The organism is Celerinatantimonas diazotrophica (genome assembly GCF_004339545.1).
GTDB classification, from domain to species: domain Bacteria; phylum Pseudomonadota; class Gammaproteobacteria; order Enterobacterales; family Celerinatantimonadaceae; genus Celerinatantimonas; species Celerinatantimonas diazotrophica.
In genome coordinates this window covers 25,652-51,757 of sequence record NZ_SMGD01000013.1, presented here as the reverse complement: position 1 = coordinate 51,757, position 26,106 = coordinate 25,652, and the positions used below count along the sequence as shown (strand labels likewise).

The window sequence follows — 26,106 nt, the reverse complement described above, 5'->3', positions numbered from 1 at the left end:
TTGCCATGACCATAACTTATCAACAACTGATCGCGCTATTACCACTATTGATCGTTGGGTTAACGGTTGTCGTGGTGATGCTAGCGATTGTCTGTCGGCGCTGCCATGCCGTTGCGGCATGGTTAAGTGTCATCGGACTAGTGATTGCGTTTATCTCGCTAGGTGCTGTGCATAGTGAGATGCCTCTTAATATCGAGCCGCTTATGAGGGCGGACGGGTTTACGATTTTTTATAGTGGGTTGGTGCTCATCGCGTCACTAGCGACCTGTATTTTGGGGTACTCTTATCTCAAAGGGTATACCCATAATCGTGAAGAGTTCTATTTGCTGGTCTTAATCTCCACGACTGGTGGTTTGTTGCTTTCTTACGCTAACCATATGGCTGCTTTGTTTCTGGGGATTGAGCTGGTTTCTGTACCTTTGTTTGGGCTTGCAGGGTATGCATTTGAACAAAAACGTTCTCTGGAAGCATCAATCAAATACACGATTCTGTCGGCGGCGGCCTCATCATTTTTACTGTTTGGCATTGCACTGTTATATGCCGAAGCAGGCTCTCTGAGTTTTGTAAAAGTCGGGGCTAGTTTGCAGACACAGCTTTTACATGCGCCAGTTGTTCTCATCGGCGTGGGGATGATGATTGTCGGAATCGCTTTTAAATTGTCACTGGTTCCATTCCACCTGTGGACACCGGATGTGTATCAAGGTTCGCCAACACCCGTTTCTACCTATCTGGCAACTGCTAGTAAAATAGCTATTTTTGCGGTGATCACTCGGTTTTTCATCGATGCTCCAGTGACCAGTGATTCGTCGGTACAACTGGTGTTAGGGATTATTGCCATTCTCTCGATGCTGTTTGGTAATTTGATGGCCGTCTCTCAGCGTAATATTAAGCGGTTATTAGGATATTCATCCATTGCTCACCTGGGTTATTTACTAGTGGCTTTAGTCGCGGTAAAAGACCATCTACTCGCGATGGAAACGATCGGTGTATATCTGATTGGTTATCTGTTTGCTAGTATTGGTGCCTTTGGGGTTGTGAGCTTGATGTCAAGTCCATACCAAGGCCGTGATGCTGACGGCTTGTATAGTTATCGAGGTCTGTTTTGGCATCGTCCTATTTTAGCTGCAGTGATGACGGTCATGTTGTTGTCACTGGCTGGGATCCCTATGACATTAGGATTTATCGGTAAATTCTATATCTTGGCGATTGGTATACAGGCTCATCTGTGGTGGCTGACTGCAGGGGTTGTGATTGGCAGTGCGATTGGCTTGTTCTATTATTTGCGTGTTACGGTTAGCTTGTATTTGGCTCCCCGTGAAGCGTTTGAACGCGATACTGCCCATGATTGGGCCGCGACAGCTGGCGGTTTAGTGACGTTGGTTGCAGCGGTGATTGTCTTTATTTTTGGACTATTTCCGCAGCCAATTATTGAACTGGCTCAAATGGCACAGTTTAGTGTGCATTAAGCACAGCTTCGTTCGCCATTAAATAGAATTTGAGTAGCAGAGAGAGGTAATTTCTCTGCTATTTTTTTGTTTAAATGGTCTATTTTTAATCGGTTTTTAGGATAGGTGAATTTTTTATAAATATTAAGTGCTCTCTTCTATATGCAAAGGTGGCTCTTAATCGTTTGTTTTAATAGATATATTCGCCGGTTCGTCGTAATTTCTCCCCCGCGTTAACAATTGTCCGACTTGAGAAAAAGCGCCGGGGAGTGTAAATTTTACGTTTTTATAAAACATCGTATTGTTTAAAAGGATAAGCGTTATGCGCATTATTTTACTGGGGGCTCCTGGAGCTGGTAAGGGGACTCAGGCACAGTTCATTATGGAACGTTACGGTATCCCACAGATTTCAACTGGTGATATGCTTAGAGCAGCAGTGAAAGCGGGCACTGAATTAGGCAAACAAGCCAAAGCGGTGATGGATGCAGGCCAATTGGTTAGCGATGAGCTGATTATTGCATTAGTTAAAGAACGTGTCTCTCAGCAAGATTGTGCAAACGGGTTCTTATTAGATGGTTTTCCTCGGACAATTCCTCAAGCTGATGCTATGAAAGAACACAATATTGATGTTGATGTGGTTCTAGAGTTCGATGTTCCTGATGAAGAAATTGTAAAACGAATGAGCGGTCGTCGTGTTCATCCTGGGTCTGGTCGTGTGTATCATATCGTTTATAATCCACCTAAAGTAGAAGGTAAGGATGACGTGACTGGCGAAGATTTAATGATTCGCCCAGATGATGAAGAAGAAACGGTCCGTAAACGTTTAGCGATTTATCATGAAACCACTCAGCCATTGGTTGAATACTATAACCAAGATGCTGAGCAAGGGTACAATAAATATTATTGCATTGATGGTACTCAACCCGTAGCTGATGTGAGTAAACAGCTGGCTCAGTTGCTTGATTAATTGGCAAATTGTATATCATTAAAAAAGCTGACTTAAAGTCAGCTTTTTTATCGGGTGTTGCCAATAACTGTTTAAATTTAACTGTTTTTATGACTCTCAAGGACTTTATATGGCGCATAATGAGAAAGTGACAGTGATTCTGGTCAATTTGGGGACTCCCGATAAACCCGATGCCGCATCCGTTCGGGCATTTCTCAACCGTTTCTTAAGCGATAAGCGAGTGGTGTCGCTTCCTGATGTGCTTTGGCAACCTTTGTTAAAAGGAATTATTTTACCGCTGCGTTCTCCTCGAGTGGCAAAACTGTACCAGAAAATCTGGCTGGAGGGGGGATCTCCACTGCAGGTTTATAGCGAACGTTTGGTGGCGAAGGTTTCGCAGCTGGTTCAGGGAAAAGTTCAGGTTAAATTAGCAATGAGTTATTCGCAGCCCCTGATCGATGATGTTGTGCAAAAAGAGATTGATAACGGTTGTGAAAAGCTGCTCGTTTTGCCGCTTTATCCACAGTACTCGGTTTCAACATCGGCCAGTGTATTTGATGGCTGCGCGCGGGTGTTTAAGAAAAATTTTTCGATTCCATCATTTGAATTTATTCGCCAGTATTATGATTTTCCTGGCTATTGCCAGATGTTGGCTGAGCGGATAAAGAGCCGGGGAGTCACTTATAGTAGCGAGCACCCACTGGTGTTCTCATTTCACGGTATTCCAGTGCGCTATGAAAAAAAAGGTGACCCATATCCACGTCAATGTGAAGCGACTGCCCATACCGTTGCGCAATTGTTGGGGCTTGATAGCGCATCCTATAAGCTCAGTTATCAAAGCCGTTTTGGTAAAGAACCATGGTTACAACCTTATACTGATCAATTGCTAACATCTCTTGCTAAAGAGGGGGTTAAGTCAGTTGATATTTTAAGTCCTGCATTTGCAGTTGACTGTCTTGAAACTTTAGAAGAGATAAGTCGTGAGCTCAAAGACGTGTTTATCGAAAATGGTGGTGAGCAGTTCTATTACCATCCGGCACTCAATGATGGTGATGATCATGCTCAGCTGTTAGCGCAACTGATTTTAGAGCGACTTGAAGAGCACTGCTAGGTTTGGAGGGGGTGATATTAATGCATATAAGCATCGAATTACGAACCATAGCTACATGTTTTGATATCACCAGAATACGGAATAGAAACCCTGATAACAGGTTGTAAAGTGTTTTATTAGGGCTGCTGATCTTTTATTCTGAATTGCCTTTTGGCTTGAGTGAAATTGAATGGATATCTTTATAAACAATTCCAATTATAGATAAAGTTGTTATTAAAGCGTACAATAAAGGCCTTTTTATTTTTATACTCAAGGATTAGTTGTATGGCGAATGTTGCGTATTTATCTATTATTGGCGAAAATCAGGGAACGATTAGTCAGGGATGTAATACTCACGATTCCATCGGAAACCATTTCCAAAGTGCTCATCAGGATGAAATTACCGTATTATCTTGGAATCACCAGTTATCTCGTGGTTTAAGTGCCCAATCTCAGCAACATCACCCTTTGCAAATCACTAAACGTATTGATAAGGCATCTCCAATGTTAGCGATGGCTTGGAGTCGAGGGGAGCGTCTTACTTGCGAGCTGAAACTTTATCGAACAAATTCAAGTGGTTTAAATGAGTGTTACTATGTTATTACGCTTAAAAATGCTGAAATATTTGCGATTAATCACTCAATGCCACATGTTCATATGAGTGATGCTGATACTCAGGAAGTGGTTTCGTTTAAATATAAAAATATCGATTGGGAACATAAAATTACTGGTACATCAGGTTATGACGATTGGGATGATAAATCTTGGGCAACTCAATAAAATGATATTGTTTGGAATACACAAGCATTGATGGCATAGCTTTGTGCCTGTGACTACAGTTCTATTCAACCTGCCTTGTTGGTTTGATAATCCGAAAAACAGTATTGGTTGCTTCAAGCTAATTATTTTACGCTGCTTTTTAGCTTGAAGTTTTGTGGTGATATTGTTTCTTATATTGATTGTGAGCTATTTATTCATTTTTGATCAGAATGGTGCAATCAATGCTAAGAGCATACGAATTCCAATCAATAATTCCAACCGGTCAAACTTCCTTAATGCCGCCAACTGCAATCTGCAATAAACCAACCGAGTGGCCATTCATTCTTGCATTTTGGATGAATTTAAAGCGGAAAAATGGTCTTGTGCCTACTCGTGCTTGCATTGTATAGAGCCAGTTTACCAACCCCACCCGACATCAGAGAATGATGGTAGAGTATCTCTGGGAAACTTTGAACTTGAATATTTTAAGTCGATAACGATTAGAATAATCAGGTTTTGCACTGTGAATAAAAAATTATTTTATGTCTTCTTATCTCTCTTTTGCTTAGTGATTTACCCCTGAGAAACTGGGAGGATTTTGTCGCATGACATTCGAGACCAACTTCCTCAGCAAAAATGTATATAGAGATAAAAAATTAAATGATGGCGTTGACCTCAACCTATCTTGAGGTTTTATTCTCAATTCACAATGCCAATCAGGGGAACAGAATGCAAAATAACTATATCAAGGAACTGGCTAAAAAAACTTTTCAAGAGGCCCCGGCCATAGAATACTGTCCATCGCGTAAACGATACCTTCATTTGCCAAGTTTTCTTATCGGAGTTATATCTTCGGTATTATTGATTTTACTTCTGTAACAAACTCTATTTTTATAAATAAAATCATGTAGTTATTGTGTATATCAATTATAAAGCCTGCTTGGGCTCTGGTGACTTTATAAGCTTACTACTCTATGCTTTGTCGTTGCTGCCCAACCAAGCGTTAGTCATCAGTAAACATCGAGGTCAATATTATGATATCAATCGAAAAGTATAGTGATAAATGGGAGCCGCAAGTGGGGTTGTTGCGTGTAAAACAGGAGCAAGAGAAATTTATAGTGGGTAACGCCGATGAGGTCATTGCAGCTTTACAGCAACATGAACATCCTCACGTGATTATTGAAAATGATCAAGTCGTTGGTTTCTTTTTTTTGGATTTATTGTATTCAAAGACGCATCATTTCACTCATTCTAAGGCTTTGGGGGTTAGGGCCCTTGTGGTTGACTATCGCTTTCAAGGCAGGGGGATTGCAACAAAAGCCATCACATCATTACCTGATTATGCTCGTTTAAATTACCCGCAGTTTGAGGTTCTCCAACTCACGGTAAATTGCCGCAATACAGCGGCTTATGATTGTTACGCCAAATGTGGTTTTGAAGATACTGGTCAATTGTATCTCGGTGGACCGGCGGGCCCTCAGCATATAATGCAAAGAAGTCTCTCTTAACAGTATTCAAGAGAACCATAGTGATAGTATTGTATTTATAGAGTGCATCGAGGCTAAAAGTAGATAAGGTCATCGAATTAATAACGCTGGATCCTGTTAGAGTGGAGGTTGCCACGGTTGTTATATTGCCGCAGGATTCTTTCGCAACCTCGTTTGGGATTCAATACACAACTGTGATGTGTCGAGTGGTTCAGTGTTAGTATGAATGTGCCTGTGTTTTTGGATTTAAATTGCTATTCAGTTCGCATGACACTTGTTGGGTAAAGAGCTCATTTATATTAAGTAGAGTAGTTAGTGGTTCATAACAGGCAACCCAGCGCGATTCATTTTAGCAATTGTTTTTCTTTCCATTATGAGCATATAAGAATAGTAAGGTATATATGGCAGTTTTAAAAATTCTTACCGTCCCGGATCCAAAGCTTAGGGTGAAGGCAAAAAAAGTGCAGAATATAGCGGCTGTTCAGACGCTAATTGACGATATGTTGGAAACCCTGTACGCAACTGATAATGGTATTGGTTTGGCTTCTCCCCAAGTCGGACGAGAGGAAGCGGTGGTTGTGATTGACCTTTCTCAAAGTCGCAATGAACCCTTAGTTTTGGTAAATCCTGAAGTTGTCAGTGGTAGTAATAAAGCACTGGGACAAGAGGGGTGTTTGTCGGTGCCAGATTATTACGCAGAAGTTGAGCGTTTTACATCCGTTGTTGTCTCGGCTCTCGATCGCAATGGTAATCCCATTACAATTGAAAGAGATGACTTTCTTGCGATCGTTATGCAGCATGAAATTGATCACTTGTTAGGCCATCTTTTTATTGATTACTTGTCACCATTAAAGCGTCGTATGGCAATGAAGAAAGTAAAGAAATACGTAAAAACACACTCATCATGAGAGCCGAAAAGATGCGGTTTATTTGTCAGTGAGGCTTGTTTCAACATATCCAAAGAGGCTCATGATGCCATTGTAATTCTTAGCAATACATCGTTTCCAGACACCAAGTGGCAGTGTTTTTATTATCAGTAGCTTATTTATATACCGATTTTCATAATGTAATAGACAGATCTGCACGATTTTTATTGTGTCAATGGTTAGCAATTCATTGAGTTGATGATTATTTAGTTGCATATAGATAAACACAAAAACTATGTCGTTGCCGCTATGGAAATCGATGGATCATATGGTAAAACTGGTCATGCTACAGTTTATATCGCGATTGGCTAATCCCCATTAGTAACCTTCTGATTTTGTATATGTTATTCACTTGTTAATCTGTGTGATATAAATGGAGTTAATATGGAAACGGTACAAATAAAAAATTTTGTTGTTAAAGGATTGGCAATAAGAACCAGTAATGAAGTTGAAATGAACCCTGAAACTGCAATGATTGCTCAGCATGTACAGTATGTAGACGCCAATTTAGTGATTGATCATCAGTCAGGGGCCCAAGCATATAGTGTTTATTACAACTATGAATCAGATGTAAATGGTCAATTTGATATTCTGATGGGCTCGACAGAGGTTTCATCCTCAAAAGTCGATTTAACGTCAGTCGAAGTGGTGGCGGGATCTTATATTAAATTCGAATCCGAGGGTGAGTTTCCATCCGCGATTATTTCCGCTTGGCAGGCAGTTTGGACATATTTTAACTCGCCTGATTGTGAGCACTCTCGGGCTTATACAACTGACTTTGAACACTATGAAAGTTCAAGTAAAGTGAGTGTCTACATCGCATTGAAATAGAGAATTAAGATGAATCTATGCTCCTCAACAGATGAGCGCTCGTGCCATGCAGCTTTAGCGTGCGCTGGTTTAAAACAGTAGCGCTTGTTTATCATCTGAGAATGAAGGAAAACTTATATATGGAAATTAAACTTGATGATCTTTCAAATGGCGAAGTCATCCGGCTACTCGAAGAGCATCTAGCGGACATGTACGCCAATTCGCCTCCGGAGAGTGTTCATGCTTTAGATCCTGATGCTTTGAAATCTCCAGAAGTTACGTTTTTTAGCGCTTGGCAGGGGGAGCAATTGCTAGGTTGTCTAGCGATTAAGCACCTGAGTGCGCAACATATCGAATTGAAATCGATGAGAACTTCAAATTCTGCTCGCCAGTCAGGGGTCGCAACTCACTTGCTAACTCATGCACTGAATGTAGCGATTGAGAAAGGGTATCAGAAAGTGAGTCTTGAAACGGGATCTCAAGATTTCTTCCTTCCTGCTAGAAATCTCTATAAAAAATTCGGTTTTGGTTATTGTGGACCATTTGCTGAGTATAAAGAGGATCCTTATAGTCGTTTTATGAGCAGAGAACTCGGCGAAAAATTCGTATAGACAAATAAAGGCCGTGTGAATGTTTCAGGGTGAATTGTTTAAGGGGTTGAGATTTAATTATCTGCTATGATTGCTCAAAATGGGGAAATTTGGGGGCAGGTTGCTGCGATATTTAACGCTGAATATTGAGCAATAAATGAGGTGGCTAAACTAGCAATTTCTATTCAAACTACAAGTAGTTAACTACTATTTTAGATCCGTTGTTTGAATTTTATACGGCTATCTATCCGTTTGTTCTCGAGTACAACTATCAAGACTCATTCATCCTAACTTATCAGTTGAAATGGATGCAATTGTAGTGCATATGCTTTATCCCCGGCTTGCGCTAGCGGAATGTGATTTTCTTAGGGAAGAGGGAATGAAAATAAAATCTATGTGTTGTTTGGCTGTGCTTTTGGCTAGGGACTGTTGACCTTTTGTGATTAGTTTTGCAGAAATCTGAGAGGGATTTAGGCAAGGCAAACGTTGTGCCGTGTAGTTATTCTCCACAAAAAACGTTTAACGCTGGATAAATTCCTCTCAGATACTGCCCTTGGGGTTCATTTAAACGCATCCTGAACTTTGTTGCCCCAGCTTGCTTAACTCATTAAGCGACGCAGGGTGCGCCGCGTTCAAAATGCGTTTCATTTGAACAAAATTCAACCACCAAAGATCAACAGTCCCTAGTAGTCATCTTGCCTTTGCCAGTGAGTCTTTTGTTGAAACCAGCATTCCGAAGTGCCATTACACAGAACTATCAGTTGATGTTCCTGCCACGATAAATTTTGTCGCTCAAGGTGAATCGTTGGGTCATGTTAAAGGCGTTCGCAGCGAATTAAAGTTGCTGAAGTACCATTGTGCCAAAGGGGTTTTTAAAATTAGTCTAAGAAACCATGTTTTGATTAAAAAAGGTTTCAGCTTTAATTTAGTCAATGGTTCATTAACTCATCTCAATATAAATGGCTCTGAACAGGTGCATCTTACCAAATTAGACACAAAAATTTTGGAGGTGACTATCAATGGTTCGGGGCGAACAACTGCTGTTGGCAAGGTTGAATCTCTTCATGTTTCGCTCAATGGTGCAGGCCAAGTCAATGCATCGACACTTGATGCTCACAAAGGGCATATCATCGTTAATGGTTCTGGCTTAGTTAAGGTGAAGTTGTCTGATAGATTAAAAGCTAGGGTGAATGGCGCGGGACGAATTGAGTATGTAGGTAAACCAAAAACTCTTGAAACCGATGTCGATGGTAGTGGTGCGATTTTATCTGTCCAATAAGCTGCAAACATAAAGGCGGTTTAAGGGGCGACTCAACATGAACCCAGATTGATAGACTGAAGTACCGAGTGTTTTCCCAGCGCTTTATACTTTTGTAAGGAAATTCATATTGTTAGCAAGTCAACTATATTTAAAAATTAAAAGGAGATAGAAGGTGGATTGGACATTATTCAGTATATTTATAACTGTGGCTGTTGCCCATTTCCTTGCGTTATTAAGTCCTGGTCCTGATTTTTTATTAATTGTTAAAAGTGCCATAAAAAATGGCCCTAAAAAATCCATTGGGGTTGCCGGAGGAATCGCCAGTGCGAACGCATTGTATATTTCCTTATGTTTAATCGGTGTTGGGTCATTGTTAGCAAGTTCAGTGATGATCATGATCGTTTTGAAAATTGCTGGTGGCTTGTTCTTAATGTATTTGGCTGTGATGGCGTTAAAGGCAAAGAAAGCCGACTATAAGGATATTGCATTTAGCGCAACGCAAATAAATAAATCGAATACAACGTTTTTAAAAGAGTTCGTGACCGGCTTTATGTCCGGTATTTTAAATCCCAAAAACCTCCTGTTTTATCTCAGTTTATTTACCATTGTTTTAACTAAAGATGTTAACTTTGGTTTTAAAGTAGGGCTTGGAATCTGGATGACGCTGGTTGTTTTCTTGTGGGACGTCTGCGTCATTTATGTTCTATCGATAGAGAAGGTACGGCGCAAATTTTCTAAAGTCGCTTATTACATCGACAAATGTACAGGGGCTCTCTTAGGCCTGATTGGTTTCACTATCGTCAAATCAGCATTCACTAAATAGCGAGTTAGGCGAGATAGACAAGGAAAAATTCGTGAAGTTATATGGAAGGGCAACATCATTTAATGTACAAAAGGTGCTTTGGTTACTTGAAGAGTTGCATCTTAGTTATGAGCATATTGAGATAGGCGGCAAATTTGGCGGTCTAGATTCACCTGAATTTGCTCGCATAAATCCAATGAAAAAAGTACCAGTCTTAGTCGATGATGATAAAGTCATTTGGGAATCTCATACGATTCTGAGATATTTGGTCGCTAGCTATGGAAAAAATTCATGGTACAAAGAATCTCCTTATGAACGCTCACTATATGAACGCTGGATGGATTGGTCTCATTTGATATTTCAACCCGCATTTATGGGAACATTTTGGGGATATTATCGGACGCCAGAAAGTAAAAGAGATATCAACCAAATAGAGACAGATTTGAACAAATGCTTCGATTGCCTCAATCAACTTGAAGCAGCTTTAGCAGATAAAAATTATCTGCTAGGTGGTGAGATTTCGTTAGCTGATGTTTGTTCAGGCGCTATTTTATATCGTTTAACATCCCAAGGTCTCACAGTGCCATTACCAGAGAATGTCCGTTGTTGGTTCGACCGATTAAAAGCAAGATCGGCTTATCAAAAGTCGATAATGAGTGATTTTAGTGAATTAAAAGCGCGAGAAGCTTATTAATATGCCCATGTGGAAGACGATCCATTAGGCGTTGCTGCTTTGGTAGAAAATGAGATGAAAAACTATTTTGATAGCCCGTTTAAAGGCAAGCCTCTAAGCGAGCAGGTCACCAATCCTAATATTAAAGTCGGTCGTTATAGTTATTATTCAGGCTATTACCATGGCCACTCATTTGATGAGTGTGCTCGATATCTTCTGCCTGACCGTGATGATGTTGATAAATTAATTATTGGTAGTTTTTGTGCCATTGGTTCGGGAGCTGCTTTTATGATGGCCGGTAATCAGGGGCACCGACACGACTGGGTGACATCGTTTCCTTTCTTTTACATGGATGAGGAGCCTGCATTTAGTGAAGCAGTGAATGCATATCAAAGCGCAGGTGACACCGTGATAGGAAACGACGTGTGGATCGGCTCAGAAGCCATGATTATGCCAGGTATTAAAGTGGGACATGGTGCTGTTATAGGCAGTCGAGCTTTGGTTAGCAAAAACGTTGAGCCATATACGATTGTGGGAGGAAACCCTGCTCAGCCAATAAGAAAGCGATTTTCTGATGAGGAGATTGCGATGTTGCTGGAAATGGCATGGTGGGACTGGCCATTAGTACAAATTAAAAATGCAATGCCGTTGCTGTGTTCGTCTGACATTGCTGGTCTGTACCATGTTTGGCAAAGTTCAACTGACTAAACAATAAAGCCTTTCGCAACGTTTGTATGATTCACTATTGCTTTATTTTGAGCGGGTATTTACTGCGTGTTAGCCATGGTTATTTAAGCTTAAGGAATTTTCATGTTTATCGGTGAAGCATCTAAATTATCTGGGGCCACACAAAGAGCAATTCGGTTATATGAGTCGCTCGGTTTACTGACGGTTTCTCGGTCAGGAAAATATCGTGTTTATAACCAGCAGAATATCAATCTGATTAAGATCATTAAAGAAGCTCAAACGCTCGGTATTACGCTTGCCGATCTGGTTGCGTTAAAAACTGAACAAGATGATTTTGACTGGATATTGGTCAGTGATTTTCTCGTAAAAAAGCGCCAAGCGATTGATCAAACCATCAAAGAGTTAGAGTTACAAAAGCAGCGTATCAAAGATTGTCAGTTGTCGATTGATAATTGTCTGCGAGGGCTTGACTCTGACCTTTAGGTAAAAGTTTAAACTACACTTTTCTCAGTATGTGTATCGATGCCTATGAAAAAAGTGTTAGTGATTAATGCCAACCCTAAAGCGAATAGTTTATGTCAGTCCTTGGCCGATCAATATGCCTTGGTTGCGGCAGACAACCATAGCGTTGAGCAAATCAATATTGGGGACCTGCATTTCGAAATCAGTCTAAATGAAGGCTATGATAAAGTGACTGATTTAGAACCTGATTTAGTGGATTTTCAGAAGAAGATCTTAGACTCAGAGCATATTGTTATTGTCAGCCCAGTTTGGTGGGGGACCATCCCAGCCAAATTAAAAGGGGCGATTGATCGTGCTTTTTTACCTGGTTTTTCATTCAAATATGTAACTGGTAAAACCATGCAGGAAAAGTTGCTGAAAGGGCGGACATCTGAATTAATTATCACAATGGATAGTCCACCATTTTGGTATAAATACATTCAAGGCAATGCGATTTATAAACAGCTAAAACAGGCTATTCTGGATTTTTCAGGCATCAAAAACATCTCGTCAACCTACTTTGGGCCAGTTATTCACTCTGATCGTCATAAAAGACAAGCTTGGTTAAAGAAAGTAGCGGAATTAGCGAGACGAGTGAGGTAAACCCTTTTGAGAGGAACTACTAGCTGCTGGCTGAAATCCCTCTGTTGTGGCTGAGCAATGTTGAGTGTTTTCTATACAATGGTGGTGTTGAGTATTGCACTTTGTAGTCGAGATTGGGAAAAATTGGATAGTAAGTCGATGGCAAAAAAGCTGTAGAGGCCTTCAAGTTAGTTTATCCAAAAGTATCATAAGGCGTTTAACCGATATTAAAATGTACGGGATGTTCGTTTACTTGTGTTTAGTCAAGTAGTTGAAAGTGGAGCGATCACTCCTGCAATAAGCTTTGATGAGAGGATTATGATGGATCGTGCTGTTCTTGTTACGGGGGCGTCTAAGGGCATTGGCCTTGCCATCGCACAGAAACTTTCTAGTCAGGGGGAACATGTGGTCGGCTTAGCTCGGCATGGCCACAATGACGATTTTCCAGGCACGTTGCTGGCTTGTGATCTGTCAGATTCTAAACAACTGGATGATTCTTTGCGGCAAATCAGCAATAAGTTTTCCATTATTGGAATTGTCAATAATGTAGGTATTGCATTACCGCAGCCGTTGTCGAGCATCGATCTGGCGACCCTTGAAACCGTTTTTGATTTGAACGTTCGGAGTGCTGTTCAGGTCACCCAATTTTTCTGTGAGCCGATGAAGCAGCAAGGGTATGGCCGAATCGTTAATATATGCAGCCGAGCAGTTTTTGGAGCGCGTAATAGAACAGCATATTCGGCTGCTAAAAGTGCGTTGGTCGGATGTACGCGGACTTGGGCTCTTGAACTTGCTGAATATGGTATTACGGTGAATGCTATTGCACCGGGCCCAATTGAAACTGAGTTATTTCGAAAAGGACACCCAGTCGGTAGCGAAGCTGAAGCACAAGCCTTGTCGAGCATTCCCATGCACAGGTTCGGTGAGCCTTATGAAGTCGCATCTGCAGTTTGTTACCTGCTTTCTGCGCAAGCAAGCTATATTACCGGTCAAGTTTTAGCTGTCGATGGTGGTGGCAGTTTGGGCGGGCGATAATGCATACGCCATTAACATTTCGAGCAGTTTTGGGATATCCCTGTATGACGATGCAATCTAAACCATCTGGCTTTAATGCCATCAGACTGAGAATTGAATCTTCTAGCGGGAAGATGCTTATTGCTAAATTTAGCAACTGTGTTGCAAAGCGTGTAATCGGAGGCTTCAGTTGTGGGCCACTATGCTATGACAGATTTTAGCCATATGAAAAGAAATAGGATGTATAAGTTTTTTGGGGTCGTATTTTTTCTGATTATGAGTCCATTTGTGAATGGGGCTACACTGGTTACAACAAACTACATTATAAGTATCAGCCAAAATTGCGAAGAAGGGAATGTTACATGTGATGATGTTACTTATATTGGTCAATCCAAAAAGTCGGGCAGATCAATAACGTTAAAAGGACATACGATTCATCGCATGTGCAGCGATGGTGTAACACCGTGTGAATTTTTGGGCTATGAATTTAAAAATGGCAATACTACATATACGGTGTTGGAGTCTGGGGTATTAGATATTAAGCAAAATGGTCATTTGTTATTGCACACGCAAGGAACATGGCGCGATTAAAAGGTTTAGAGCAAGGTGAACTAAGGGTTGGTCTTTTTTTGTACCCTAATTACGGACTTATGCGTTAGTTCAGGTTCTGGGTCTATTTATTTATGGTAGTCTTTCGTTTTTTGGTTGAAATTTATATATGGCTAATCGGCATTTTCAAGGCAAATATGAAGTAGAACTCAAATTCCGCCTGCATTCTAAATCAGAATTCCTAAATATACTCAGTAGTATCCCTCACGAGGTAATGATCCAGGATAATACTGAAGTTGATCGGTATTTTGATCGTCCGGATAGATCGCTGGAAGCTGAAAATAAAAGTATCTGTATTCGGCAAATGGAACCGTCAGGTATTCAGTTATGGATTGTTAAAGGCCCTGAACCCGACCGTTGTGAAGCGACTGATATTAAAAATGCAGCTAACGCCATGAGCATGTTAGAAACAATGGGCTTTGAAGTCGTATTAACAGCGCAGAAAACACGCAGTATTTATTTTGTTGGTGCTTTTCATATTACCGTGGATTCATTAGCCGGGATTGGTGATTTTGCGGAATTTGCCATTATGACTGATGACGAATCGAAGTTATCTATTTATCAAGCCCAGCTTGAGGAGCTTGCTCAGCAATTTGGTTTAACTCGAGCATCCTTACAAACTAAATCGTATAAGCAGATGTTTATGGAAAAAGAGGTTTTATAAGCCCCTCAGTTTAGTTTTATATATTGAAGTGGATATAAATAATGTCTTGAGGGACATATGACTCGCTTTGCAGGTATGACGAATAAAATATGACCAACTATTTAGAGGAAGGGATTAGAGAACTCGTTGAAGAGTTTATTGCCAGTGGTAAACCTTGTCCATCAAAACAAACGATTACTGAACGCCGTGCTGGTTATCTGGCAAGTACAGCTTTGGCTGGCTCTAGTCCGGAAATGGCGCAAGAGTTTATTGATGAGCTCGATGGTATCCAGGTTAAAGTCTATAAACCATTTGAGAGGGCTAATTTGCCCATTACCGTTTATTTTCATGGTGGGTGTTTTGTCAGTGGCGGTTTTGAAACACATGACATACAGCTTAGACAATTAGCTCATTTGTCAGCAACGATAGTGATTTGTATTAAGTACCGATTAGCACCGGAGCATATTTATCCAACCGCTCATGATGATGTTTATCGAGCAGTGTTAAGGATTAAAGAACAGGGCAATAGATACGGTGGTAATACGGAGCAAATCTGTTTTGTGGGGGATAGTGCGGGTGGACAGTTAGCATTGGCAACGTCCTTTCGTTTGAAAAACCAAAAGTTGTGGTTACCCGCTATCCAGATTTTGCTTTATCCCATGCTCGATCCGCTGGGTAAGTCAGATAGCTACCAGCAAAACGGAACTGATTTTATTATTACGGCTCAAATGCTACTTTCAGGTTTTCAGCTGTATGCCGGTGATGCTGAGCGCTTGACGAATGAGCCGGAGCTGAATTTATTAGCCAGACACGATTTTCAGGGGTTACCCCCAACACGACTGATTACAGCTGAGTTTGACCCCTTGCGAGATGAAGTCGCGCAATTACATCAGTTACTCCTTTCTCATGGGGTAGAAGCCTACTGTGAACATTATTCGGGGGTTATACATGGTTTCTTTCAGTTGTCGGGTGTGAGCCAATCAGCTAGGCGTTGTATTCAAAATGTAGCCAGTGTAATTAAAAATTCAACTCGAATCAGTGACTAACAAGGGCAATTAACAAAGGGCATGCAAAACTTGCTCATCGGATTTGCTGATTAATGTAAGGCGTGCATCTATTATTTGCTGTGTTGTGTCAGTCTATAACACCTTGCTATATCGGACTCTTTGCTATGAGGACAAAGATAGAGTATTTGAAGGTCAACAGGTGCCACTTTTGTATTCAATAAAAGCGCGAAAGAAGATTTAGCCAACCATAGAGAGAGTCCTTTCTAAATCAAGGTATTAATCAATTACTGTATGAATAGAATTATATGGAACAATTAGCGCCAGAAATCTGGATATTTAATGGCGAGCCAGTTTGGTTTTTAGGGTTGCCGTTTTCCACTCGGATGACCGTCGTCCGACTGCCAAATAATGACCTTTGGATACATAGTCCGATTAAACTATCGCCAGATAGGAAAGCGCAGATTGATGGTTTGGGTTGTGTTAAGTATTTGATTGCCCCTAACCATTTACATCACTTATTTTTATCTGAATGGATCACGGCCTATCCGGATGCAACATGCTTTGGAACGAATGAAGTGATCAAAAAGCGTGATGATATTGCGTTTGATGCATCGCTCAATCAGCTACAAAGTTGGCCCTGGAGTACTGATATAGAACAAGAGTTGTTTTCTGGTTCATCGTTGATGGAAGAGTGTGTGTTTTTCCATAAAGGATCTAATACTCTCATTGTTGCTGATTTAGTCGAAAATTTTTCGGGTCACAATTTTAATTGCGTGCAACGATTTATTGCAAAAGGGGTGGGTATTATGGCGCCTAACGGCAAAATGCCCTTGGATTGGCGGTTAAGTTTTATGTTTCGTAAAGCGGAGGCTCGTCAACATCTTGCTCGAGTGCTGGCTTGGGAGCCACAAATATTGGTCATGGCCCATGGTGAAATTATTAAGGAGAATACTAGGGACTGTTGACCTTTGGTGGTTGAATTTTGTTCAAATTAAACGCATTTTGAACGCGGCGCCCCCTGCGTCGCTTAATGAGTTAAGCAAGCAGGGAGCAACAAAGTTCAGGATGCGTTTAAATGAACCCCAAGGGCAGTATCTGAGAGGAATTTATCCAGCGTTAAACGTTCTTTGTGGAGAATAACTACACGGCACAACGTTTGCCTTGCCTAAATCCCTCTCAGATTTCTGCAAAACTAATCACAAAAGGTCAACAGTCCCTAGCCAGTTTTTAGCGAGATCATTCAAATGGTTAGTTTAAAGCTGCCATTATATGGTGCATATTGCGGCTGGTCATATTATTAATTGTCCGCTGTTGGTCTTCAGCATATCGGGGCGCAGAATTTACAAGGTGAATTTAACATGTTTGAATTAGACCATCTCATGATCGAGGTCGATGACCCTCAAAAAGTAGCCTCCGAGGTATCGTCACAGCTTGGGTTGCCATTGGCATGGCCTTTAATGGCAAAGGATGAATACACCAGCATGGGTGTCAATTTTGGTGATATCAATATTGAATTTATTCGTTTTAATGTCAGATTTGGTATTGAAGGTCAACAATTTAATGGATTCAGTGGCATCGCATTTAAAACCGAAGAATCCATAGAGCAAGCTATAAAAAGGTTCGGTGAAGCTGAATTAAGCTACCGAGTTGGAGAAGTATGTGACGCACACACGACGCTGGTGGTTGAAGAAGAGCGAGTTTTTCCTACTTGTTTTCTTGTTCAATATCACTTTGATACCCGTGGTTGGTGTCAGCGCCAGGAGCAAGATTTTATTGCGTGTCGGGGAGGAACGTTACATCTGGGTCACCTTAAATCTCTTGTCATCAATCAAACCAGTCCTGTTAATTTGGGTCATGACTTTCCGATTGATTATGGTGATAAAAACCAAATTGTTTTTGCATCAACCAATGCTAGCAATACAGTTATTTCCGATTTAATAGAGAATCTGGAGATAGTCATCGTACCTCAATAATTAAGGTCGAAGAAATGATAAGAGCATATGATGAGGATGACATAGAGGCCGTTCTTCAGATTTGGTTGAGTACGTCTATTCTGGCACACTGTTTTATTCCGGCTGACTTTTGGATTTCTCAGGTCGAGAACATGCGAAACGTTTATATTCCAGCCTCGGAAAATTATGTATTTGTGATTGACTCTGAAATCGTTGGGTTTTCTTCGCTATATGAAAATAATTTGGCAGCTTTGTTCGTTGTCCCTCACCGTCAGGGCAAAGGTATTGGTAAGCAGTTACTGAATCATGCAAAACACCGCAGAGCAACTCTAACGCTTTCTGTCTATAAGGAAAACCAGGCGAGTTATCAATTCTATTTGTCTCAAGGATTCAACGTCCTTCGCGAGCAAACCGATGTTAATACTGGACATCCCGAATACGTCATGAATTGTGGGGGAGGCAATTCATCTGAGACGCTAGTCTGACAGCTGTCCGTTGACGAGCAACACTACATGATTGAGTTAAGTTAGAGGTGAAAGCCGAATGAGTGGCTTTAACGGTTTCTCAGCGTTGGCAAACTCGATGATGCAATATCAAATTATATATGATGGGGAATGAATGACGATTACATTGTATACAGCCACAGGTTCGAATAGTTCACAAAGAGTTGAGTGGACACTTAATTATAAAAAGATCGGTTATCGTCGAGTAGACGTTTCTAGTCACGAATTAGCAACATCATATCGCGCCATCAACTCTTTTGGTTATGTTCCATCTCTGTGTGTCGATGAGTGTATCTTGTCTGAATCGATGGCTATCATCGAATATCTTGAAGAGCGATTTCCTCAGCTGCCACTGCTAGGTGAAAGCCTCAGAGAAAAAGCTTCTATTAGAAGGATATGCGAATATGTCAATGCAACCATTCATTCGGCGCAAAATAGAACGGTTTTGAATTTCTTTCGGCCAGATTTAGATGAGCAATCTAAGAAGCAACTTCGAGGTGATTGGATCACCCAATGTCTTCAAGATCTGAGTTCTGAACTCTGTCGTCAGTCTGGGTATGCATTAGGTGGTCGTTTTAGCCTTGCGGATATATTTGTTGCATCGATTTATAAAAAGGCTTTGCAACATGGATGTCAGAATTTGCCATTCTATGACGAGCATTTGTGCTATGTTCGAAGCGACCCAGATGCTAAATGTGCTGAGCCAACGATTTAAGCATTGTTATAGGCTTTTATGCCAGCTCAAGTATGTTTATTGGGTTACATCGCTCAGAATGGTTCGTCATGACTATTGTTCATGTAAAAATTTATTTCATAGCAACGGTGCGCGGTTCACTAACCGGTCTTTTTTCTACTTCAAGTCGACGATTGTTACTGTCGAGATTGCCTCTTGTTGTAATCTGGGATGAAATTTCTCATGTCTAGGGACTGTTGACCTTTGGTGGTTGAATTTTGTTCAAATTAAACGCATTTTGAACGCGGCGCCCCCTGCGTCGCTTATGAGTGAAGCAAGCAGGGGGCAACAAAGTTCAGGATGCGTTTAAATGAACCCCAAGGGCAGTATCTGAGAGGAATTTATCCAGCGTTAAACGTTCTTTGTGGAGAATAACTACACGGCACAACGTTTGCCTTGCCTAAATCCCTCTCAGATTTCTGCAAAACTAATCACGAAAGATCAACAGCCCCTAGAGACAAGATAGCGTGCCAGGCAAAATATAAATAAAAAATTGTTGACTTAGCTGAAATTCACACTTATTATTTGTTCAGCTTAAAAGTAAGTCCGCAGTTTAAAATCTCCATTACGTAGCAATTTGTAGTTCTTCGTCCTGTAGTTTCTAAATTTCAATTTATTTTTCCGCTTTTTTAGCCATGAAAATGGCATTATTTAATGATTAATACAGGATATAAACATGTCTAATACAGTTATTGGTACAGTAAAATGGTTCAACGAATCTAAAGGTTTTGGTTTTATTGAACAATCTTCAGGTCCTGACGTTTTTGCTCATTACAGTAACATTACTGGTAATGGCTTCAAAACTCTTACCGAAGGCCAGAAAGTTGAGTTTGTTGTGACTGCTGGTAAAAAAGGCCCTCAGGCAGAAAACATTATCCCTCAATAACTAGGTTATTCACAATAACCCTAGGTATTTAGGTTGAAAAAGGCAGACTTTATAGTCTGCTTTTTTATGTCTTGGATAAAGTGTTCATTAGTGCGTTGCGCTTCATTTAACGACACAAATATCGCTTTTCTTTTCTTCTATCTGCTCTCTCTTAATGTTTGAACGAAGACTGCGATTGATTTTTCCTGAATGAATTTTGCCAGTTAGCCTTACTCGTTTTGCTAAAACCTCAGATGCTTCTATTGCTTCCGCATTTAACTCATACTATGTTTCTTGACCTCTAAGCGCTTACATTATAATTTTAATTGATTGAAAAATGGTTAATAAATATATATCTTCATTCATTAACCCCTATCGTTATGATGCGCCTGAAGAGATACCTAAGTGATATTTCTTGACTGGCCAAATGGAGGTAGTCATGTCACTTGAAGCAGTGAAAGAGTATTTTGCTCAGTATGATCTAGAGCACCGAGTTGTAACCCTTTCTGATTCAACAGCAACGGTTGAAGAGGCTGCTCAAGCCCATAATGTCGAGCCGGACCAGATTGCGAAGACTTTGTCGTTTAGACTGAATGAACAGCCCATTTTAGTTGTAGTCGCTGGTAACTCTAAGATTGATAACCAAAAATATAAAGGGCAATTTTATAAAAAAGCGAAAATGCTGAAACCTGATGAAGTTGAGGCCGAAACAGGCCACGTCATTGGTGGAGTTTGTCCCTTTGGACTGAAAAATGAGATGAATGTCTATCTGGATGTATCACTTAAAAAATATGCTGAAGTGATACCTGCTGCAGGGGACCCATACTCCGCGATCCGGCTATCGCTCTTAGAACTTGAGCAATATTCAAACTATAAAGCGTGGGTAGATGTGTGCAAATGAACACATTGGTTGAAAAAAAGCCGCTTCATAAAGGCGGCTCCTTGCGTGTTTATTTATCTGCTTTCGCTGTGCGAATTTTGCGGAACAACTCTCGACGTTCTTTTGAGAGTTCTGCGTTTTGGATCGTGTATTCATCAACTCGATCTTCATAATCGTTTTTCATGTTTTCGATGATAGCCATTACTTCACGGAATGACATATCTTCATGAATGTAATCAGATAGGTTATTCAACAGCTCAACACGTTTACGGTTATCGCGAATTTTTTTTGCAACATCAATCATATCTCGTTTGAGCTTGTTACGCCGACGGGCCATAGATACAAGCTCTAATACTTGAGACATCTGCTGATTGTTTGGTTTTTCCATGAAAACTCCAATCTTTTCTTTATTAAAATGATCAGTTTAAATCTAGATACGACTAATGTACCTTTTCTTGCCCAAAGGGCAAAGGGGATTGGGAGATATTTTATTGATATTTCGCAAATAACGATATTTTAGTGTTAACTAAAAGGGTTATTAGCTTGGCCATCCATATAAATAGCCAATCTGAAAATGCGCCCATTTTTGGGCGATATCTGTCGGTATTGCTGCCTCCTGAACTGTTTTGACGATCCCTGATGAGATCAGGGTTAAGTTCTCGATAGGAAGATCTTCTATTTCCTGAGTTAACGGAGAGCTTAATTGTCGGATAAACGGATTGAGCTTATCGTCATGGTTACTAACACTGACTAATGCTAGTTTGCCATTCTCAAGTTGAACAATGGTGCCAGGAGGATAGATACCTAAGGCATTGGCTAATGCTTCAACAATAGTTTTATTAAATAATTTGTCAGAATGTTTAAGCAGTAATGCAATGGCTAATTGTGGTGGAATCGGTTTTTGCCAGGGATTTGGGTTAATGAATGTTTCATAAGAATCAACAACTTGTAGTATTTGAGCATGTTCACTTAGTTGTGAGGCTAATAATCCTTTAGGATAACCGCTGCCATCGAGTCGTTCATGGTGCATTGCAACCAGTTCAATGATCTGCGGTGGAAAATTTTGATTTCTTTTTAGAAGTTCGAGGCTGTAATTGATATGGGCATGATAATAGTTTTTTTCCGCAGTATTTAAAGCATCCTTCTTATTGCGAATTTGAAAAGGGACTCGAAGCATTCCAATATCCTGAATCAAAGCAGCCAGAGCCACATCTTGGGTTGCTTTTAGTGAAAAACCTAATGTTCTGGAAATTAAAATGGCTAACACACAGATATTAATACTGTGATTGAACAAGTTATCAGATTGTTTTGTATTGAAAATTAAGTAGACATTCGGCTTCCGCTGACTTTCAAAGATGGGAGCACAGAGTTTTTCAACACAATGTAGCAGTTCCGTATAGGAAAGTATCGGCTGGGAAGCAAAATGGGCTATAGCATTTTGTAATACACCTACTTGATCAACATACCAGCGAGTCGTTTGTCGATGACGCTTTTTCTCCTGATGGCTAAATTGTTCGCCTTCACTAAGTTGTGACTGATTATCTGCAATGGGCTCATAAGTCATGGGAGACTGCGGCAGTGATTCTCGCACATCCGATTTTGCGAAGTTCACTTCGATCTCAGTAAATGGCAAATTTTGTAAAACAATTAACTCTTCTTCAGTTCTGATTTTAAAGTTATTAAATAAAAAAGGGTGATTGGTCCAGCCAATCGGGAGGCAGACATAATGGCCGATCTCAAGTTTATTAAGCGGCAATTTGCTAACCGACATAACTTATATACTCCAGTACCAATAACCAATTTGATTTTAGTTATGCAAATAAACTGCAACTTATTCAGAGTGTTGCTATTACTATAGTGTGGGATTAGTAAATAATCGAAAAATCGAGGTAAATTACCACTATATTGTAGTGTGATAATGAGTCTGCTTGGCCTTTGGCTTGTATTTTGGCAGACTTAAGCAGGTTTCTTTTAATAGGGTTAAGGTCTTGCAAGCAATTACATTAGCAATTACGGGGGCATCAGGAGCACCTTATGCACTGCGTTTATTAGAGACGTTGATCCGTGCCGAACGGCAAGTTTATTTATTGTTAAGTTCAGCGGCAAAGGTCGTTTTGGCAACTGAAACGGCACAAAAGTGGCCGTCATCCGATGAACTATTTGATCAATTGATGTGTGAGCGATTTCATGCCAAAAGTGCCCAAGTTGTGTGTCTGGGCAAAGAACAATGGTTTTCTCCCGTTGCATCTGGTTCATCTGCACCTAAACAGATGGTTGTATGCCCTTGTAGCATGGGAACACTTTCTGCGATTTGTCAGGGGAGTTCCGATAATTTAATTGAACGTGCTGCTGATGTGGTGATTAAGGAGCGTGGGCAGCTGATTTTGGTTCCCAGAGAGATGCCACTGTCAGCGATTCATTTGGAAAATATGCTCAAGCTGGCACGTCTGGGCGTTGAAATTATGCCCGCTGCTCCTGGCTTCTATCATCAGCCGAAAACGATTAATGATCTCATTGACCATGTGGTAGGGCGGATTTTAGATCATCTTCATATTGATCAGTCGATCATGCCTGCGTGGGGATATAATGGTTGCCGTATAAATGGAGAATGAGCTTGAGCGATACATTTTATGATGAGCAAGATTTTCTGTCATCGCAGACTCCCATTAATTTAGGAGTGAGTGCATGTTTAATGGGGGAAAAGGTTCGCTATGATGGCGGCCATAAAAAGTGTGATTTTCTTTTAGATAAACTTTTACCTTGGGTCAATATAACCCCATTTTGCCCAGAGGTGAAGGCTGGACTGGGAATACCTCGCCCAGCCATTCGGTTGGCTCAAATTGACTCGGAGTTGCGAGTTGTAGGGACTAAGGATTCCCAACTTGATGTGACTGAAACACTGAATCGTGCAAGTGATGAACTTTGTCAACAAGCTAGTGGCTTAACAGGGTTTCTTTTTTGTGCTAAATCTCCCAGTTGTGGTATGGAGCGTGTGAAGGTTTATGATGAAAAAGGCAATCCACTTGTTGCAACTCGCAGTGGTATATTTGCGGATAAAATCCGACACCAATATCCTCTGTTACCGTGTGAAGAAAACGGACGATTGAATGATGATCTACTTAGAAATAGCTTTTTAACTCGACTGTTTTGTTTTGCTCGTTGGCAGGCTATGTTACGTGAAGGGCTAAATGCAGCACGGTTATTAGAGTTTCATAGTCGCCATAAATATTTGTTACTTGCCCATAGTCAGTCTCACTATCGTGAAGCGGGAAAGTCGCTTGCTAATCTGAAATCTCAGCCGATCGAAGTGATTGCACAGCATTATCTCTGTATATTAATGGCGGGCTTAGCATGTGTGGCAACACGTAAAAAGCATACCAATGTGTTGATGCATTTGCAGGGCTATTTTAAGAATCATCTAGAAAAGTCAGATAAAACCGCATTGACTGAAATGATTTTACGTTATCAGCAAGGGTTATTACCGCTATCATCTCCGATTGAGATTTTAAAGCACCATCTACGCCATTATCCTGATGACTACCTACAGATCCAATACTATTTCGCTCCTTTTCCTGCGCAATTAAATTCATCATCTGTCATTTAACAGTTTGTGTTGCTAGCTGATTGATTTGCTCAGGACTTGATCTCAATGACTCGAAAAACCTGTTGTGATTTTTTGCATCAGTTCGATGCTCAAGAACCATTTATAAGTAAATTGAGCAAGACTATATTTACCTTTCTATTATTAAGAGAGAAGGATGATTGAGATATCGCAGGAGGCGTTTCGTGAGGGTGCTGATTGATTTAGACCATTTTATTTTTGACTCGTGGGATTTTTTATTTCCGGCCGAGCCTGAAAACTTATTCATGGCACTTACTGAAATTGATGCAACCGTCTATTTTTATACGAAATTTAATGACAATGTCTGTGCTCGGTATTTCATGTATGTACTTGTGCCACTACTAAATAAATATAAGATACATTATGTTAACTTGCAGCAAGATCAAAATATCGCCTACGCATTACATAGTTTTAATGACTATGACGGTGATGATCATAGCAAACGTTTAGACACCCAGTTATTAAATCAACTCTATGGTCAGCATATTGATTATATCATTAGTGAGTCGGCTGAAATTAAACGTAAAGCAACGCGATTGAATCTGAATGACTATGTCTATAACGCCGATGAATTTTTGGAAAAGTTAGTGGCTGAGAAACGCCTCGCCTCAGCAGATTCAGATGTGACGTTGCAAAAACAATATATTCATGAGGTGAATTTCAAACAGAGTTTTTTTGAAAGTTTTCGTAATGAATATAGAGAGTTTGACGATTGGATACGTAAAAGAACCAAGGCTAAAGAGTTTGCCTATGTTGCTCAAACAGCCCAGAAAAAAGTTTTAGCGTTTTTATGTCTAGACATTGAGGCCTATGAGCAGCGTTCAAGAGCCATCATACCTGCGCTGCGCTCCCAAAAACGTCTTAGAATCGTCTTCATGAAAGTGGCTTATAATGGTTTTAAGCTCGCTGAACGAATGATGAGAATTATTTTTGAAGCGGCAAAAACACATCAAGTCGATGAGATTTATATTGAATTATTTAATCAGGGAAAAGAGAAACTGCGTCTGATTGAATTATTACAAAAGTGGGGGTTTTCACTTCATGGACATCGTCAGCATTCAAATAACTTTTTAGAGAGAGTCTTGGTGCGTCCGTTATACCGAGGTGAAATTAAGCGCACAAGTTTGCTCAGTCATATTTATCCGAGCACGTTAAGTTGTGCCAGAGGATGGTTTGTACCGATTCGAGAAGTGGATCATGACCAGCTGTTTTCAATCAATGCAACAGGCTATCAGGGAAAGCTGCATCGGTTAGAACATTCACCACAGAACAATGCCTTAACTAAGCTACTGATTACTCGCATTGCACCTTATGAACTACAATCAGCAGATATCCTATTTTTCTTATGCCGGACTATCGAAGGGGTGATACTTTCTCGTATTGGAGTGGTTGTTGAAATCAATACGCAGATGCAAAATGAAAAACAATTTATCGCATATTGTCGAAAATATAGTCCTTTGAGTGATGAGCAATTGCGCTCACACTGGTATGCGAGTCATTTACAACCTGCGGCGATTCGGTTTTTGGATCTTGGCTCGGTGCCTCGAGTATTACATGAAAAAGATATTAAGAAATTGGGAATTTTACCAGACGTGCCACGATATATGGAAAGATTAACAGCTCGAAACTTACGAATATTATTTAAAGCAACTCAAATTAAATTTCCAGTTCTTGCTGAACATTGCGAACCGTATGCAACTTGATAGAACTGCTAACTGG

Annotated in this window: 29 protein-coding genes; 27 read left to right on the top strand and 2 right to left on the bottom strand. The window is 40.5% G+C overall.

Annotated features, from left to right (window positions below; genetic code table 11):
* The first annotated feature begins 5 nt into the window (after nucleotides 1-5).
* From nuoN to EV690_RS09285, 24 genes are all read left to right on the top strand, one after another.
* Nucleotides 6-1,466: an NADH-quinone oxidoreductase subunit NuoN gene (gene nuoN, locus EV690_RS09405; protein WP_131912760.1), complete on the top strand. Its 1,461-nt coding sequence runs from the start codon at nucleotides 6-8 to the stop codon at nucleotides 1,464-1,466.
* A 301-nt stretch (nucleotides 1,467-1,767) separates the two neighbouring features.
* Nucleotides 1,768-2,412 carry an adenylate kinase gene (adk, locus tag EV690_RS09400; protein WP_131912759.1) on the top strand — a complete coding sequence of 215 codons (645 nt, stop codon included), beginning with the start codon at nucleotides 1,768-1,770 and terminating at the stop codon, nucleotides 2,410-2,412.
* A 109-nt stretch (nucleotides 2,413-2,521) separates the two neighbouring features.
* Nucleotides 2,522-3,502, top strand: coding sequence for a ferrochelatase (hemH, locus tag EV690_RS09395; protein WP_131912758.1), 981 nt, complete (start codon nucleotides 2,522-2,524; stop codon nucleotides 3,500-3,502).
* Nucleotides 3,503-3,766: 264 nt separating this feature from the next.
* Nucleotides 3,767-4,261, top strand: a complete 495-nt coding sequence (locus EV690_RS09390; RefSeq protein ID WP_131912757.1) for an Hcp family type VI secretion system effector — start codon at nucleotides 3,767-3,769, stop codon at nucleotides 4,259-4,261.
* Nucleotides 4,262-5,274: 1,013 nt separating this feature from the next.
* Nucleotides 5,275-5,748: a GNAT family N-acetyltransferase gene (locus tag EV690_RS09380; protein ID WP_131912755.1), complete on the top strand. Its 474-nt coding sequence runs from the start codon at nucleotides 5,275-5,277 to the stop codon at nucleotides 5,746-5,748.
* A 380-nt stretch (nucleotides 5,749-6,128) separates the two neighbouring features.
* A complete protein-coding gene (def, locus tag EV690_RS09375) occupies nucleotides 6,129-6,635 on the top strand; it encodes a peptide deformylase (protein WP_131912754.1) in 507 nt (168 codons plus the stop codon).
* Nucleotides 6,636-7,037: 402 nt separating this feature from the next.
* Nucleotides 7,038-7,484 carry a GyrI-like domain-containing protein gene (locus tag EV690_RS09370; protein WP_131912753.1) on the top strand — a complete coding sequence of 149 codons (447 nt, stop codon included), beginning with the start codon at nucleotides 7,038-7,040 and terminating at the stop codon, nucleotides 7,482-7,484.
* A gap of 119 nt (nucleotides 7,485-7,603) precedes the next feature.
* A complete protein-coding gene (locus tag EV690_RS09365) occupies nucleotides 7,604-8,074 on the top strand; it encodes a GNAT family N-acetyltransferase (protein ID WP_131912752.1) in 471 nt (156 codons plus the stop codon).
* A 784-nt stretch (nucleotides 8,075-8,858) separates the two neighbouring features.
* Entirely contained in the window at nucleotides 8,859-9,332 is a 474-nt protein-coding gene (locus EV690_RS09360) for a GIN domain-containing protein (protein WP_165872714.1), read from the top strand.
* Between the two features lie 154 nt (nucleotides 9,333-9,486).
* Complete coding sequence (locus EV690_RS09355) at nucleotides 9,487-10,137, top strand: LysE family translocator (protein WP_131912750.1); 651 nt, start codon at nucleotides 9,487-9,489, stop codon at nucleotides 10,135-10,137.
* Nucleotides 10,138-10,168: 31 nt separating this feature from the next.
* Nucleotides 10,169-10,810 (top strand): glutathione S-transferase family protein, encoded by a 642-nt coding sequence (locus tag EV690_RS09350; RefSeq protein ID WP_131912749.1) that lies wholly within the window; start codon nucleotides 10,169-10,171, stop codon nucleotides 10,808-10,810.
* A 54-nt stretch (nucleotides 10,811-10,864) separates the two neighbouring features.
* On the top strand, nucleotides 10,865-11,497 hold the full coding sequence (gene catB, locus EV690_RS09345; RefSeq protein ID WP_131913111.1) for a type B chloramphenicol O-acetyltransferase: 633 nt from the start codon (nucleotides 10,865-10,867) through the stop codon (nucleotides 11,495-11,497).
* Between the two features lie 102 nt (nucleotides 11,498-11,599).
* Nucleotides 11,600-11,959 (top strand): MerR family transcriptional regulator, encoded by a 360-nt coding sequence (locus tag EV690_RS09340; RefSeq protein WP_131912748.1) that lies wholly within the window; start codon nucleotides 11,600-11,602, stop codon nucleotides 11,957-11,959.
* A 39-nt stretch (nucleotides 11,960-11,998) separates the two neighbouring features.
* Nucleotides 11,999-12,580 (top strand): NAD(P)H-dependent oxidoreductase, encoded by a 582-nt coding sequence (locus EV690_RS09335; protein WP_317986191.1) that lies wholly within the window; start codon nucleotides 11,999-12,001, stop codon nucleotides 12,578-12,580.
* A gap of 297 nt (nucleotides 12,581-12,877) precedes the next feature.
* On the top strand, nucleotides 12,878-13,594 hold the full coding sequence (locus EV690_RS09330; RefSeq protein WP_131912747.1) for an SDR family oxidoreductase: 717 nt from the start codon (nucleotides 12,878-12,880) through the stop codon (nucleotides 13,592-13,594).
* A 219-nt stretch (nucleotides 13,595-13,813) separates the two neighbouring features.
* Complete coding sequence (locus EV690_RS09325) at nucleotides 13,814-14,164, top strand: hypothetical protein (protein ID WP_207907519.1); 351 nt, start codon at nucleotides 13,814-13,816, stop codon at nucleotides 14,162-14,164.
* 127 nt (nucleotides 14,165-14,291) lie between these two features.
* Nucleotides 14,292-14,846, top strand: a complete 555-nt coding sequence (gene cyaB / locus EV690_RS09320; protein WP_131912746.1) for a class IV adenylate cyclase — start codon at nucleotides 14,292-14,294, stop codon at nucleotides 14,844-14,846.
* Between the two features lie 89 nt (nucleotides 14,847-14,935).
* Nucleotides 14,936-15,871 (top strand): alpha/beta hydrolase, encoded by a 936-nt coding sequence (locus EV690_RS09315; protein ID WP_131912745.1) that lies wholly within the window; start codon nucleotides 14,936-14,938, stop codon nucleotides 15,869-15,871.
* Between the two features lie 266 nt (nucleotides 15,872-16,137).
* On the top strand, nucleotides 16,138-16,797 hold the full coding sequence (locus tag EV690_RS09310) for a DUF4336 domain-containing protein (protein WP_131912744.1): 660 nt from the start codon (nucleotides 16,138-16,140) through the stop codon (nucleotides 16,795-16,797).
* A gap of 393 nt (nucleotides 16,798-17,190) precedes the next feature.
* Nucleotides 17,191-17,805 (top strand): VOC family protein, encoded by a 615-nt coding sequence (locus EV690_RS09305; RefSeq protein WP_131912743.1) that lies wholly within the window; start codon nucleotides 17,191-17,193, stop codon nucleotides 17,803-17,805.
* Between the two features lie 14 nt (nucleotides 17,806-17,819).
* Nucleotides 17,820-18,269: an N-acetyltransferase gene (locus tag EV690_RS09300; RefSeq protein ID WP_131912742.1), complete on the top strand. Its 450-nt coding sequence runs from the start codon at nucleotides 17,820-17,822 to the stop codon at nucleotides 18,267-18,269.
* 133 nt (nucleotides 18,270-18,402) lie between these two features.
* Complete coding sequence (locus EV690_RS09295) at nucleotides 18,403-19,002, top strand: glutathione S-transferase family protein (RefSeq protein WP_131912741.1); 600 nt, start codon at nucleotides 18,403-18,405, stop codon at nucleotides 19,000-19,002.
* A 694-nt stretch (nucleotides 19,003-19,696) separates the two neighbouring features.
* A complete protein-coding gene (locus EV690_RS09290; protein ID WP_131912740.1) occupies nucleotides 19,697-19,906 on the top strand; it encodes a cold-shock protein in 210 nt (69 codons plus the stop codon).
* Nucleotides 19,907-20,324: 418 nt separating this feature from the next.
* Complete coding sequence (locus tag EV690_RS09285; RefSeq protein WP_131912739.1) at nucleotides 20,325-20,786, top strand: YbaK/EbsC family protein; 462 nt, start codon at nucleotides 20,325-20,327, stop codon at nucleotides 20,784-20,786.
* A 49-nt stretch (nucleotides 20,787-20,835) separates the two neighbouring features.
* Here the strand turns inward: EV690_RS09285 and EV690_RS09280 are convergent, their stop codons facing one another.
* The gene (locus EV690_RS09280) at nucleotides 20,836-21,153 is read right to left on the bottom strand and encodes a DUF496 family protein (protein WP_131912738.1); all 318 of its coding nucleotides are present in this window, start codon (nucleotides 21,151-21,153) and stop codon (nucleotides 20,836-20,838) included.
* A 150-nt stretch (nucleotides 21,154-21,303) separates the two neighbouring features.
* Nucleotides 21,304-22,536: an HD-GYP domain-containing protein gene (locus tag EV690_RS09275; protein ID WP_131912737.1), complete on the bottom strand. Its 1,233-nt coding sequence runs from the start codon at nucleotides 22,534-22,536 to the stop codon at nucleotides 21,304-21,306.
* Nucleotides 22,537-22,753: 217 nt separating this feature from the next.
* On the opposite strand from EV690_RS09275, the gene EV690_RS09270 reads away from it, so the two are divergent.
* The 3 genes from EV690_RS09270 to EV690_RS09260 all read left to right on the top strand — a co-directional run bounded on the left by EV690_RS09270 (nucleotide 22,754) and on the right by EV690_RS09260 (nucleotide 26,090).
* Nucleotides 22,754-23,377 (top strand): flavin prenyltransferase UbiX, encoded by a 624-nt coding sequence (locus tag EV690_RS09270; protein WP_131912736.1) that lies wholly within the window; start codon nucleotides 22,754-22,756, stop codon nucleotides 23,375-23,377.
* A gap of 2 nt (nucleotides 23,378-23,379) precedes the next feature.
* The gene (locus tag EV690_RS09265) at nucleotides 23,380-24,369 is read left to right on the top strand and encodes a YbgA family protein (RefSeq protein ID WP_165872713.1); all 990 of its coding nucleotides are present in this window, start codon (nucleotides 23,380-23,382) and stop codon (nucleotides 24,367-24,369) included.
* 182 nt (nucleotides 24,370-24,551) lie between these two features.
* Entirely contained in the window at nucleotides 24,552-26,090 is a 1,539-nt protein-coding gene (locus EV690_RS09260; protein ID WP_131912734.1) for a PIN domain-containing protein, read from the top strand.
* The last annotated feature ends 16 nt before the right edge of the window (nucleotides 26,091-26,106 follow it).